This is a genomic window from Cobetia sp. UCD-24C, from assembly GCF_001306765.1.
In the GTDB taxonomy this organism is placed as follows: Bacteria; Pseudomonadota; Gammaproteobacteria; order Pseudomonadales; family Halomonadaceae; genus Cobetia; species Cobetia amphilecti.
Genome location: NZ_LJTD01000001.1, coordinates 474284 through 487513, shown reverse-complemented (window position 1 = coordinate 487513; position 13230 = coordinate 474284). Strand labels below are relative to the sequence as shown.

The 13230-nt window shown below is 64.2% G+C and carries 11 protein-coding genes; 3 read left to right on the top strand and 8 right to left on the bottom strand.

Features of this window, described 5'->3' with window-relative positions; genetic code table 11:
- Positions 1-53: 53 nt before the first annotated feature.
- Both trpD and trpC read left to right on the top strand, forming a co-directional pair.
- Positions 54-1100: an anthranilate phosphoribosyltransferase gene (trpD, locus tag AOG28_RS02085; RefSeq protein WP_043335260.1), complete on the top strand. Its 1047-nt coding sequence runs from the start codon at positions 54-56 to the stop codon at positions 1098-1100.
- Positions 1100-1924, top strand: coding sequence for an indole-3-glycerol phosphate synthase TrpC (gene trpC / locus AOG28_RS02080; RefSeq protein ID WP_054555143.1), 825 nt, complete (start codon positions 1100-1102; stop codon positions 1922-1924). The genes trpD and trpC overlap by 1 nt, the downstream gene beginning before the upstream one ends.
- A gap of 154 nt (positions 1925-2078) precedes the next feature.
- Here trpC and AOG28_RS02075 read toward each other — a convergent pair whose 3' ends face one another.
- From AOG28_RS02075 to ugpB, 7 genes are all read right to left on the bottom strand, one after another.
- Positions 2079-2897 (bottom strand): HAD-IIB family hydrolase, encoded by an 819-nt coding sequence (locus AOG28_RS02075; RefSeq protein WP_054555142.1) that lies wholly within the window; start codon positions 2895-2897, stop codon positions 2079-2081.
- Positions 2898-3002: 105 nt separating this feature from the next.
- On the bottom strand, positions 3003-3824 hold the full coding sequence (locus tag AOG28_RS02070) for a DeoR/GlpR family DNA-binding transcription regulator (protein WP_082388142.1): 822 nt from the start codon (positions 3822-3824) through the stop codon (positions 3003-3005).
- Positions 3821-4597 (bottom strand): glycerophosphoryl diester phosphodiesterase, encoded by a 777-nt coding sequence (locus tag AOG28_RS02065; RefSeq protein ID WP_235506912.1) that lies wholly within the window; start codon positions 4595-4597, stop codon positions 3821-3823. The genes AOG28_RS02070 and AOG28_RS02065 overlap by 4 nt, the downstream gene beginning before the upstream one ends.
- A gap of 231 nt (positions 4598-4828) precedes the next feature.
- Entirely contained in the window at positions 4829-5944 is a 1116-nt protein-coding gene (locus tag AOG28_RS02060; RefSeq protein WP_054555140.1) for a sn-glycerol-3-phosphate import ATP-binding protein UgpC, read from the bottom strand.
- A 102-nt stretch (positions 5945-6046) separates the two neighbouring features.
- Positions 6047-6892, bottom strand: a complete 846-nt coding sequence (gene ugpE, locus AOG28_RS02055) for a sn-glycerol-3-phosphate ABC transporter permease UgpE (protein ID WP_054555139.1) — start codon at positions 6890-6892, stop codon at positions 6047-6049.
- Positions 6892-7767 carry a sn-glycerol-3-phosphate ABC transporter permease UgpA gene (gene ugpA, locus AOG28_RS02050; protein ID WP_043335922.1) on the bottom strand — a complete coding sequence of 292 codons (876 nt, stop codon included), beginning with the start codon at positions 7765-7767 and terminating at the stop codon, positions 6892-6894. Before ugpA ends, ugpE begins: the two co-directional genes overlap by 1 nt.
- A gap of 200 nt (positions 7768-7967) precedes the next feature.
- A complete protein-coding gene (ugpB, locus tag AOG28_RS02045; RefSeq protein WP_054555138.1) occupies positions 7968-9338 on the bottom strand; it encodes a sn-glycerol-3-phosphate ABC transporter substrate-binding protein UgpB in 1371 nt (456 codons plus the stop codon).
- A gap of 353 nt (positions 9339-9691) precedes the next feature.
- On the opposite strand from ugpB, the gene AOG28_RS02040 reads away from it, so the two are divergent.
- The gene (locus AOG28_RS02040) at positions 9692-10279 is read left to right on the top strand and encodes a hypothetical protein (protein ID WP_054555137.1); all 588 of its coding nucleotides are present in this window, start codon (positions 9692-9694) and stop codon (positions 10277-10279) included.
- Positions 10280-10390: 111 nt separating this feature from the next.
- Here the strand turns inward: AOG28_RS02040 and AOG28_RS02035 are convergent, their stop codons facing one another.
- Positions 10391-12859 carry an acyl-CoA dehydrogenase gene (locus tag AOG28_RS02035; RefSeq protein WP_054555136.1) on the bottom strand — a complete coding sequence of 823 codons (2469 nt, stop codon included), beginning with the start codon at positions 12857-12859 and terminating at the stop codon, positions 10391-10393.
- Between the last annotated feature and the right edge of the window lie 371 nt (positions 12860-13230).

The window sequence follows — 13230 nt, the reverse complement described above, 5'->3', positions numbered from 1 at the left end:
ATTCTATTTTTTCATGCGTCAGCCGCCGAGGCTGGCGCCTGCGGAGACACAACATGCAGATGCGTGAGGCGATTGGCGCCGTGATGCGCCGCCAGCACCTGAGCTACGACGACACTCATGCGGTCATGACGGCCATCATGACCGGCGAGGCGACCCAGGCGCAGATCGGGGCCTTGCTGATGGCGCTGTCGATGAAGGGCGAGACCGTCGATGAGCTGGCCGCCGCCGCCCAGGTGATGCGTGAGCTGATGACGCGCGTCACGGTGCGTGCCACCGATGCAGTGGATATCGTCGGCACCGGCGGTGATGGTGCCAACCTGTTCAATGTCTCCACGGCGGCAAGTTTCGTGGTGGCGGCCGCCGGTGGCCATGTGGCCAAGCACGGCAACCGCAGTGTGTCGTCATCGTCCGGCAGTGCCGACCTGCTTGAGTCGGCCGGCATCAATCTGGCGCTGGACGCCGAGCAGGTCGCACGCTGCATCGATGATATCGGGGTCGGCTTCATGTTCGCGCCCAATCATCACGCCGCCATGAAGCACGTGATCGGCCCGCGCCGCGAGATGGGTGTGCGTACCATGTTCAACATCCTCGGTCCGCTGACCAATCCGGCCGGCGCTACCCGTCAGGTGCTGGGGGTCTATGACCCGGCGCTGGTGCCGCTGATGGCCGAGGTGCTCAAGCGCCTCGGGGCCGAGCATGTGCTGGTGGTGCACAGCGATGATGGTCTGGACGAGATCTCGCTGGCGGCACCGACGCTGGTCAATGAGCTCAAGGATGGCGAGATCCGCGAATACCGCATCGCGCCGGAAGACTTCGGCATCGCGCGCCAGTCGCTGGAAAGTCTGGCGGTGGAGACCTCGGACGCCAGTCTCAAGCTGGTGCAGCAGGCGCTGCGTGGTGATGAAGGCCCGGCCAGCGACATCGTGGCACTCAATGCCGGCGCGGCCCTTTACGTGGCGGGCATCGCGGACAGTCTCAAGGAGGGTGTCAGCATTGCCGAGGACGTGCAGGCCAGCAAGCTGCCGTTCGAGAAGATGAAGGAATTGGCGGATTTCACCCGTGTCTACGCCCAGGTCAATGATGAAGGAGCGACCCGCTGATGAGCACCGAGCAGACGACTGACAAGGCATTGCCGACTATCCTGGCCAGGATTCTGGCGCGCAAGGAAGAAGAGATCGCCGAGCGCAGCGCCGCGGTGAGCGAGGCTGACCTGCAGACCCTGATCGAGAAACAAAGCGCGCCGCGCGGCTTCATCGAGGCGCTGACGTCGCGTATCGACCGTGGCGAGCCGGCCATCATCGCCGAAGTGAAGAAGGCGTCCCCCTCCAAGGGCGTGATCCGTGAAGACTTCGTGCCCGCCGAGATCGCCGTGGCCTACGAGCAGGCCGGCGCCGCCTGTCTGTCGGTGCTCACCGATGCCGACTTCTTCCAGGGGCATGAGGACTTCATGATCGAGGCGCGCGACGCCGTCTCGATTCCGGTGATTCGCAAGGACTTCATCATTCACCCGTATCAGGTGCTGGAAGCACGTGCCATCGGTGCCGACTGCATCCTGTTGATCGTTGCGGCGTTGGACGATGCGCGCCTGAGCGCTCTGTATCGTCAGGCGCGTGAGCTGGGCATGGATGTGCTGGTCGAGGTGCATGACGGCGAAGAGCTCAGGCGTGCACTGGCGCTGGGCATCGAACTGGTCGGCATCAACAACCGTGACTTGCGCACCTTCGAGACGTCGCTGGAGACGACGCTGGACCTGCTGGCCGACATGCCGCAAGGCGTGCGTGTGGTCACCGAATCCGGCATCCATACCCGTGACGACGTGGCGAAGATGCGCGACAGCGGCGTCCATGGCTTCCTGGTGGGAGAAGCCTTCATGCGCTTTGACGATCCGGGCGAGGGTCTGCGGGGATTGTTCTTCGGTGGCTGATAGCCGGTAGTTGGTGTTATTTGTTATCTTATGGATAACAAAAGCCCGCATGGCAATGCCATGCGGGCTTTTTTCATGCCTGTCTGCTGACTTCTGTCCAAAGGCCTGTGGCCGTCATCCTGCTGGAGGTCTATGGCCGCCATCAGTCACAGGGTCAGGCGTCTGTCTTGACGCTCTCGACTCCCTTGCGTGCCGTGAGCAGAGCCTCGGCGATTTCCTCGACCCCGGCGCCATGACTGTGGCGTGTCACCCAGCTGGGCTCCCAACCGAGTGCCGCACGGTGCTGGATGATGTTGGCCACGCCCACGGTGTGGCGGAAGGTGGCGAACATCGGCGCATCATTGGGGGCATCGCCGACGTACATCACCTCCTGCTCCAGCTGCATGCGGCCCAGGCCGAAGGTCTCGGTGAGGACCCGCACCGCCATGCGCGCCTTGTCGAACTCGCCCTGCCACGCATTGATGTGGATGGAGCTGGCACGCGCCTGAATACCGGCGGCCGTGAAGCCGGCGATGATGGCGCGAATCTCGCTCTGGGCCAGCGGACCGACCGCCTGGCAGTGGTCCACCGCGACATCGGCGAAGCGGAAGGGCTGGTCCTGGGCCAGTGCTGCGCGTGGATGGTTGAGCAGCAGCTGGCGGGCGACGGTCATGACATGGCGTTGACGAGCGCGCAGGCGCTGCTCGTCTTCCCACCAGGTGGTGAGGATGCGCTGCCCCTGGCGGCGGAAGGCAAAGGCGCCATTCTCACCGATCACGCTGGCGACCGGCCAGGCGCGTGCGATGTGATCGCACCAGCCCGCACAGCCGCCCGTGACGGGGATGACCTTGATGCCGGCGGCATCCAGACGCTCCAGCGCCGCCAGCGTCGATGCCGCGAGACGCCCTTCATGGGTGAGGGTGTCATCGATATCGGTCAATAGATACCGGATACCCGACAGGGTGCTGGCAGGACAGTGGGCGAAGGCTTGCATGGTGATTCCAGAAATCCTCAGAAGGTAAGCGGGAGCGCGGCTGTCATCAGTCGCGTGTCCCTTCAGTATCGTCGATGCGTGCCGGCTTGCGCGACGCGCCTCGGTTCAGGCAGTGAAGCGCACCGACAGGCTCTGTTGGCTGGCAGCCTCCAGCGCGCTGCGATAATCGGGCTGATGGGGCAGCTCATCGGTGACCAGCAGGTCGATTTCCTCGAGCGGGGCGATGCGGCACATGGCGGCGCGCCCCCATTTGCTGGCGTCGGCGATCAGAATCCGGCGCTGGGCGTGATGGACCAGCGCACGGCTGACCGCGGCTTCTTCCGGGTCGAAGTCGAGCAGTCCTCCGGCATCGAGACCGCCACAGCCGAGGACCGCGATATCGACCTGATGACGCGCGAAGAAGGCCACGGTGGCGCTGCCGACCACGTCGAGATCCTGCGGGCGCAGTTGTCCTTCCGCCAACTGGACGGCGACATCCGGGTGGGTCGAGAGCGCCTGCGCCACCTGCAGATTGTTGGTGATCACGCGCAGGCCGCGTCGGGCAAGCAGGGCTTCGGCGACCGCCACCACGCTGGTGCCGATGCCCAGCGCCAGGGTGGCGCCATCGGGAATCTCGGCGACCACGCTGGCGGCTATGGCCTGCTTGGCAGTGCGCGCCAGCATGATGCGCTGGGAGTGTCCCAGGTTGTAGCCGCCCGGTGGACGCTCGATGCCGCCGTGGCGCCGCCGCGCCAGCCCGCGCTCACACAGCACGCCCAGGTCACGCCGGATGGTCTGGGGGGTGACGTCGAAGGCGTGGGCCAGCGGGTCGACGGCCAGCTGGCCCTCGCGGGCCAGTCGCTCGAGAATCTGTTGCTGGCGCGGCGTCAGTGCATCATTGCTCGCGTGTTCAACGCTGCGACTGTCGCGCTCGATGCCCGGGGTCATGTCTGGGGTAGCCCTTGCGTGGTGGTGTCGTTCGGTAGAGTGGGCTCGCGATCCTCCTCGCTGAAGATGGCCGGGTCATCGCTGATGACGGCATCCACACCCCAGGCCCAGCGCGGTGCAAAGGCGGCTGCATCGTTGGGCGTATAGCAGAGCAGCTTGTGGCCACGGCTGGTGATGTCACTGGCCGCGGCGCGAGTCAGGGCGCGCCAATCGGCATGCACGGAACTTGCGTTCAGCTCATCGGCCAGGCTCTGCCAGTCGTCGGGGATGTCATCGTAGAGCAGGCCGATATGCACCTGCGGGTCGCGTTGACGCGTCAACCGCAGCGCCTGGGGATCAAACGACGAGAAGATCAGGTGTGAGGCGGGCAGATGGGCGCTGGCCATTGGGATGGCAGCATCGACCAGCGCCTGGGCATCGTGGCCAGGGCTGAGCTTGAGCTCCAGATTCAGGCGCATGTCCAGGCGTGCGATCAGCTCCAGCGCCTGCTTGAGCGAGGCCATGCGCTCACCGGCAAAGCACGCATTGAACCAGCTGCCGACATCGAAGGTCTGCACGCTGTCCCAATCGAGATTCTTGAGCTTGCCACGCCCATCCGAGCAGCGATTCACGCCGGCATCGTGCCAGATGACCGGCGTGCCATCACCCAGCAATTGCACGTCCAGTTCCACCCATTGAAAGCCTGCCTCATGCGCCGCCTGAATGGCGGCCAGGGTGTTTTCCGGCGCATAGGCCGACAGGCCGCGATGTGCGATCGCCAGGGGCAGGGACAAGACGCTGTCAGTTGAATGTGATGCGTCGGCTGAATGTGACGATGAAACCATGGTGAATCCTCACAGAAAGAATGGCATGTCTGCCCGCTACGCAGCTGTGGCGCTGATCGGTCGAGGCGGATCACTGATGCTCAGACGCGAGACGGATCAGGGCAGGTCTCAAGCATTACCATCCAATGATGACGTTATCAGGGCAAGGGGTTCCGTCGGCCCGCGACAGGACGAAAGCGCTCATTCGATGGCCGCTGTCGCCTGCTCGCGGGTTGCCAGCCGCTTGCCGTCGGCGCCGAACAGATGGGCACGCGCCGGAAGGATGGCCAGGCGCAGCGTCTGTTCTTCCGCGACGGCGTGCTCGCCATCCAGTCTCACCACCAGCGGCTCGCTCTGGCCTTGCAGTCGGCAGTACGCCAGGGTGTCCGCGCCCAGCGGTTCGACCAGCTCGATGCGCGCCTCAAGCTCCGCGGCCCCTGCGGGCAGGGCATCGGCTGCTCCCAGTACCTGCAGGTGCTCGGGGCGAATGCCGAGGGTCAGCTCGGCGCCCGTGGTCAGGTCTTCGCCCTTCAGGGAAATGGTTGCGCCACACGGCAGCGCGAGGCCGGTCTGTGCCTGGGTGGCGCTCAGGAAGTTCATCGCCGGCGAGCCGATGAAGCCGGCGACGAACTGACTGGCAGGTTGATCATAGAGCGCCATCGGCGTGCCGAACTGCTCGACGTGGCCGCCATTCATCACCACCAGGCGGTCTGCCAGGGTCATGGCCTCGGTCTGATCATGGGTCACGTAGACGGAAGTGACCTTGAGGCGCTTCTGCAGGCGGCGGATCTCGAGACGCATCTGCACGCGCAGCTTGGCGTCCAGATTCGAGAGTGGCTCATCGAACAGGAATACCTGCGGCTTGCGCACGATGGCGCGCCCCATGGCGACACGCTGACGCTGGCCGCCGGAGAGCTGCTTGGGGCGGCGATCGAGCAGCTCGGTCAGGCCCAGCAGCTCGGCGGCCTCGCTGACACGCTGCTGGATCTCGTCCTTGGGCGTGCGCCGATTCTTGAGGCCGTAGGCCATGTTGTCGAACACGCTCATGTGCGGGTAGAGCGCGTAGTTCTGGAACACCATCGCGATATCGCGCTCGGCGGGTTCCAGCTCATTGACGCGCTTGCCGTTGATCTCCAGATCGCCCTCGGAGATGTCCTCCAGGCCCGCCAGGGTGCGCAGCAGGGTCGACTTGCCACAGCCGGACGGGCCGACGATGACGATCAGCTCGCCTTCGCCGAAAGCCAGATTGATGCCATGCAGGGCCTTGTAGCCATTGGGGTACTGCTTCTTGAGCTGCTTGAGCGCCAGTGTTGCCATGAGTTGTGTATCCAGAGCGGTGGCGTGACGGGCAAGTCTGTCCATCACGGCGTAACGGAATCAGGGGGCTTGGGGCGAGGTGTCGCGGGTCGGAGCGCGAGATCACTTCTCGCTGTCCACCAGGCCCTTGATGAAGTAGCGCTGCATGAACAGGATCACCAGTACCGGCGGGCCCATGGCCAGCAGCGTGGTGGCGGTGACGTCCTGCCACGGCACCAGGCCATCACCGGTGGTCAGCATGCGCTTGAGGCTGACGACGATGGTCAGATAGTCGGCATCGGTCGTGATCAACAGCGGCCACAGATACTGATTCCAGCCGTAGATGAACATGATCACGAACAGCGCCGCGATGTTGGTCTTCGACAGCGGCAGCAGGATGTCCTTGAGAAAGCGCCACGGCCCAGCGCCATCGATGCGCGCGGCCTCGACCAGTTCCGCCGGGATGGTCAGGTAGAACTGGCGCAGCAGGAAGGTCGCGGTGGCGCTGGCGATCAGCGGCAGGATCAGGCCGGCGTAGCTGTCCAGCATGTTGAGGTCGGCCACCACCTTGAAGGTCGGCAGGATTCGTACCTCCACCGGCAGCATCAGGGTGATGAAGATCAGCCAGAAGCACAGCTTGCGGAAGCGGAATTCGAAGAAGACGATCGCGTAGGCGGCCAGCACCGAGATGATGATCTTTCCGATGGCGATGCCCAGTGCCATCAGCATCGAGTTGAACAGCAGGGTCATCACGTCGGCGCCGAGAGTGCTGACCGGGTCTGCCAGCAGCTGGCGATAGTTGTCCAGGCCAGCCTCGCCGATCCAGACGGGGGCGACGTTGGAGTAGAGGTCACCCATCTCGTGGGTACTGGCGCTGAAGGCGATCCAGACCGGCAGGAAGAACAGTGCGCAGCCGACGATCAGCAGGGCATGGCTTGCGATATCAAGCCCGGGGCGGTTGTAGCGCATCAGTACTGCACCTTCTTCTCGACATACTTGAACTGGATCAGCGTCAGCACGCCGACGATGACCATCAACAACACCGACTGGGCAGCACTCGAGCCCAGGTCCTGCCCGACGAAACCATCTTCATAGACCTTGTAGACCAGGGTGCGCGTCGAGCCGGCCGGGCCGCCCTGGGTGGTGGCATCGATGGTGCCGAAGGTCTCGAAGAAGGCGTAGACCACGTTCATCACCAGCAGGAAGAAGCTGGTCGGCGAGAGCAGCGGGAAGGTGATGGTCCAGAAACGCCGCCAGGGCCCGGCGCGGTCCATCGCGGCCGCTTCCAGTAGGCTCTTGGGTATCGCCTGCAGACCGGCGAGGAAGAACACGAAGTTGTAGCTCATCTGCTTCCAGATCGAGGCCAGCACCACCAGCAACATGGCCTGATCGCCATTGAGCTTGTGATTCCAGTCGATGCCGATGGCGGATAGCAGCTCCGGCAGAATGCCCAGCGTCGGGTCGAACAGGAACAGCCACAGCACCCCGGCCACGGCGGGCGCCACGGCGTAGGGCCATATCAGCAGGGTCTTGTAGGCGTGTGCGCCGCGCAGCACGCGGTCGGCCAGTACGGCCAGCCCCAGCGCCAATGCCATGGCGCCGAAGGCCACCGCAAAGGAGAAATAGGTGGTCGTCCATAGTGTCGTGAGATATTCCGGCTCGCTCAGCACGCTGACGAAGTTGCTCAGCCCGGTGAATTCCCGCGAGAGCCCGAAGGCATCCTCGACATAGAAGGCCTGTTCGATGGCCTGGTAGGCCGGCCAGAAGAAGAACACGGCCACGATCAGCAGCTGGGGTGCCAGCAGTATCCAGGGCGTGATGGGGTGTCGATTGAAATGGGCCATGCAGCAGGGGTCTCGCAAGCAAGGAGGGACTGGGTGGTTCCGTCGGTAGCACGGAGTCGGCAAGTCTCGGCCGCTCCTGCGCCATCAAGCCGTGAGAGAAGGGAAAGGACACCGGATGTCGGATGCGCTTTCCGCTCTCTGGCTGGAGAAAATAGCGGGAGGGCGAGCCCGGCATGGGCCCGCCCCCGGTGTGGCGATGATCAGCCGTTGGCGCGTTCGAACTTCTCGAGCAGCGAATCGCCGCGCTTGACGGCGTTGTCGAGGCCGTCCTGCACGCTTTCCTTGCCGGAGAAGATCTTCTCCAGCTCTTCATTGATCACGTCGCGAATCTGCACCATGTTGCCCAGACGCAGGCCCTTGGAGTTCTCGGTCGGCGTCGCGGAGGTCATCTGGGTGATGGCGACGTCGGTGCCCGGGTTCTCGGCGTAGAAGCCCTGTTCGCGCGTCAGCTCTGCCGCGGCAGTCGTGATCGGCAGATAGCCGGTGAACTGGTGCCAGTCGGCCTGCACTTCGGGCTTGGAGAGGTACTGGAAGAACTTGGCGACGCCCTGGTATTCCTCATCGCTGTGACCGGAAAGCACCCACAGCGAGGCGCCACCGATGATGGAGTTCTGCGGCGTCTCGATCACGTCGCTGTCATAGGGCAGCGGTGCCACGCCGAACTCGAAGCCCTTGGCGCTTTCCTTGACGCCGGCATAGCTGGCGGAAGAGCCCATCATCATCGCGCACTCGCCGGAGTAGAACTTGGGCGCCGCGTCATCGAAGCGACCGCCGAACACGAAGCGCTTGTCGGCCTGCCAGTCATCGAGACGCTGGATGTGATCGACCACGGCGGTCGTGTTGAATTCAAGACGGGTATCGGTGCCGGCGAAGCCATTGGCCTGGCTGGCGAAGGGCACATCGTTGCGCGCCGAGAAGTTCTCCAGCATCACCCAGGACGGCCAGGTGGTGGTCAGGCCACAGCTGGCGGCGCCGGAATCGACGACCTTCTTGAGCGCGGCGCCCATTTCCTGCCAGGTCTGCGGGAGGGAGTCGACGCCCGCCTTGGCCAGCACGTCCTTGTTGTAGTAGGTCACCGGCGTCGAGGAGTTGAACGGCAACGACAGCATCTTGCCGTCGGTGTCGGTGTAATAGCCGGTGACGGCAGACAGGTAGGCGTTCGGATCGAAGGCGGTGCCTTCCTGCGGCGCGAAGTCTGCCATCAGCTGATGCACCGGGACGATCGCGCCCTTGGCACTCATCATGGTGGCGGTGCCGACCTCGAAGATCTGCACGATGTCCGGGCCCTTGCCGGCGCGGAAGGCGGCGATGGCGGAGGTCATGGTCTCGGAGTAGTTGCCCTTGAAGACCGGCTTGACGACGTAGTCGTCCTGGCTTGCATTGAAGTCGGCCGCGATCTCGTCGACCTTCTTGCCGAGCCCGCCCCCCATGGCGTGCCACCATTCCACCTCGGTGGCGGCGAGGGCACTGGCGGAGGCGGAGGCGAAACCGATGGCCAGTGCGAGGCTGGCGAGGCGACGAGTCGCGGTGGCAGTCGTGCGGGTGCTTGCATGATGAGTCGGGCGGCGCATGGTCAAACTCCTGAGAGGTTCCCCTGGCCAGCTTCCGCAACAAAGAAGAAGGACGCTGGCCGCTGACGATCGATGGCGACGATCAAGTGAACATTTTCTTGTTCTTTTGATGATCGTCCGAAAAGCGTAGACGACTCTATAGCGCCCGCCTTACAACTTTGTGACAGGGAGATGTTCATTCGAGCGAGGCTGAACTTATGACTGAGCTTGTGACTGAGCAGCGAGTGTGTGGCGTCGCCAGCTCGGCTCAGGCTGGCAAGCGAGGCGCCGGGGGCAACTCAAGGCCGGAATAAGCGGCCGGCGAGCGAGTGTGCTAGTCTTGCGCGCTGAAAATGCCTGTGGCGGAGAACGCGATGAAAGTGGTTGAAGTGAGTGCCGGTGCCCGACGTGATGCCTGTCTGGCGATGCTGTGCGCCGAAGTCCATGGCCGCGAGGGTGGTCTGGATGCGCTGGTGAGTTACGCCGGCGTGCGTGGGGTGTGGTTCGAGAATGAGATGGCGCGCCTGTTCGCGCTGGTCGACGATGCCGAGCGCATCCACTCTGCGGCGCTGCTGGTACTCGACGAGAACGCACGTGGCCTGAATCTGGCGCTGTGGGCGACGCCGACGGTGCATCGCGGTCACGACCACGGCATCGCGCTGGTCTCCCAGCTGTCCGATCACGGCCGCCTGCAGGTGCGCATCACCGACAGCTCACTGGTCAGCGTGCTGCGTCGCGCCGGCATCAACGACTGGCTGGAGGCCGAGGCCGAAGGCGATCAACCGCGCGAGCTGGTCGGCATGAATCCGGCCGCGCGTGTCGGCAACCTGGCGGCCCTCGACGCGCCGCTGCGCCTGGACCGCGAGCGCATCAAGCGCTCCTTCAAGGCGCGCCCGAAGGACTTCGAGACCTACAAGAACGCCTTCGTGCGTGACCTGGAGCACTTCGCGCGTCATATCTGAGGATGAGATGACGCAAGCGAATGACATGCTCTACCAAGACAAAGGCCCCGCTCATTGAGCGGGGCCTTTGTGGTTCTGCGATCAGCGATCAGCGATCAATTCCTGTATCGATCAGGCGGCGTCCTGCTGCGGGTTGGAGGCGGTGCCGTCACTCGCCATCGGCTTGCGCACGAAGGCATCGAAATCGAAGTGGTCGACGGTCAGCATGTCGAGTACCTCGGCTTCGAAGACGCGCATGAAGTCGCCATCCTCAGCGGACAGGATACCGGCCTCGACCGCCGCTTCGATGCGCGCTTCCGGTGACAGGGCGTCGGCCGGGATCTCGCCCTTGTGATAGGCCTTGGCCAGCGCCTTGTAGATCGGCTCGGCGCGCGGGTAGTCCTTGAGCAGCGCGTTGTAGCGGGCGAGGGCGTTGTCCTGCTGGTCTTCGTCCTGCGCGTCCCAGGTGTTGTCGGTCAGCTTGGCACGCAGTGCAGTGTCGGTAGAGACGGCGCGGGCGATCTCGCGCGTCAGGCTGTCCTTGGGCATGGCGAACTGACGGCCACGCGGCAGGGCGATCACGCGCAGGGCAGTGCCCAGTGCGCGGTTGGGCAGGTTGGCGAACAGCTCATCCAGTGCCTTTTCCGCGCGGTGCAGCAGCCACTGCATGCTGTAGTGGAACAGCGCCTCTTCGTGTTCGCAGGCCTCGGATTCGTGCCACTGCTTGAGTGTCAGTGACGCCAGGTAGAGGTTGGAGAGCACGTCGCCCAGGCGTGCCGACAGCATCTCGCGCGCCTTGAGGCTGGAGCCGAGGCTTGCCATGGCCGCATCGGCGGACAGCGAGAAGGCGGCGCTGAAGCGGTTGATGTGGCTGGCGTAGGGCGTGGCGACGGCGTCGAAGCCGGTGGCCTTGCCGCCGATACCGAAGCTCTGGGTGAAGGCGCGTGCCGCGTTGCCGAAGATCAGGCCGGCATGGCGGAAGAAGGCCTTGTCGAAGGCATTCAGGTCATCGGCGTCCTTGGCGGCCAGCTCCTCCAGCACGTAAGGATGGCAGCGGATCGCGCCCTGACCGAAGATCATCAGGTTGCGGGTCATGATGTTGGCGCCTTCCACCGTGATCGAGACCGGAGTGCCGGCGTAGGCCACGCCGATGTAGTTGCGCGGGCCAAGCGTCACGCCGCGTCCGCCGTGGATATCCATGCCGTCGGCCAGCAGCGAGCGGGCCATCTCGGTCAACTGGCTCTTGAGGATGGCGGAGGGCACCGCCGGCTTGTGGCCATTGTCGATCATGTTGGCGGTGTGCAGCACCGACGCCTGGCTGATGTAGTTCATCGCGGCCATGCGGGCCAGCGGCTCCTGCACGCCTTCCATCTCGGCCACCGGCAGATTGAACTGACGACGGATGCGCGCAAAGCCGGTGCTCCAGCCCAGTGCGTAGCGCGAGATGCCCGCGGAGCCGGACGGCAGGGTGATGCAGCGACCCACCGACAGACACTCGACCAGCATCTTCCAGCCCTGGCCGGCCATCTGCTCGCCACCGATCAGGTAGCTGAGCGGAATGAAGACGTCCTTGCCGAAGATCGGGCCATTCATGAACGGCGCGCCGATCGGGTGGTGACGACGGCCGATGTCCATGCCGTCGGTGTCGCGCGGAATCAGGGCACAGGTGATACCGATGTCTTCCACGTCGCCCAGCAGGTGCTCGGGGTCGAACATGCGGAAGGCCAGGCCGACCACGGTGGCGACCGGCGCCAGGGTGATCCAGCGCTTCTCGAAGTTCAGGCGAATGCCGACGACTTCCTCGCCATCATGCATGCCGCGACACACGATGCCGGTGTCCGGGATGGAGGTCGCGTCACTGCCGGCACGCGGGCCGGTCAGACCGAAACACGGAATCTCGCGGCCATCGGCCAGACGCGGCAGGTAATAGCTCTTCTGTTCATCGCTGCCGTACTTGAGCAGCAGCTCGCCCGGGCCGAGGGAGTTGGGCACGCCGACGGTGACCATCAGCGTCTCGTTGACCGCCAGCTTCTGCAGCACCAGCGACTGCGCCTTGGCCGAGAAGCCCAGGCCGCCATATTCCTTGGGAATGATCATGCCGAAGAACTTCTCGCGCTTGAGGTATTCCCACAGCGCTTCGGGAAGATCGGCACGCTCACGCGCGATCTCCCAGCTGTTGGTCATGCCGCAGGCGACAGAACATTGATCGTCAATGAAGGCCTGCTCTTCGCTGGAGATGCCGTCGTTGCGCTGTGCGGTCAGGGTGTCCCACTGCGGCTTGCCGGAAAAGAGCTCGGCGTCCCAGAACACGGTGCCGGCTTCCAGCGCCACCTTCTCGGTGTCCGAGACCTTGGGGGAGACCTTCTTGAACATCGCGAACAGGCGCGGGCTGAGCCACTTGCTGCGCAGGGCCGGCAGGCCACACACCGCGACCAGTGCCGCGCCGATCAGCAGCAGGCAACCCAGTACCGGCGCGTCGACCGCCAGGCCGACGATACCGATGATGGCGAGAACGCCGATGGCCGCGAGGGCCCCGGCTTCGCGTGCCATGACGGCCAACAGACCGGCTACGGCGACAAGGATGAGGATGAGCTGCGTCATGGCAGGATCTCCGGGTGGCGAGGGATGGTGTCTTTGCATGGCGTTTCTACAGCGTAGCAGCCATGCGTTTAGAACAGTTGTTTGAATTCTCTTCAGCGTATCCCATGTTGCCCGACCCTGCAGTACGTCCAAGGTCTAAGGTGTGCGGATTCATTCTCGAAAAGGACAGTCGCCCGAGGGAGGCAGTCGGCGAGCACCAGACCGGGCTGAGTGAAAGCTGTCTGGCAGGCATGAAAAAGGCCCCGCAATGCGGGGCCTTGGACGATCGATAGCGCTTGCGTGCGTGAGGTCAGACTACCTGTCGCAGGCGTTGACTCGCACGGGCTCTGGCGTTGATCAGTGCTCAGTCATTGATCAGTGCTTAGCCATTG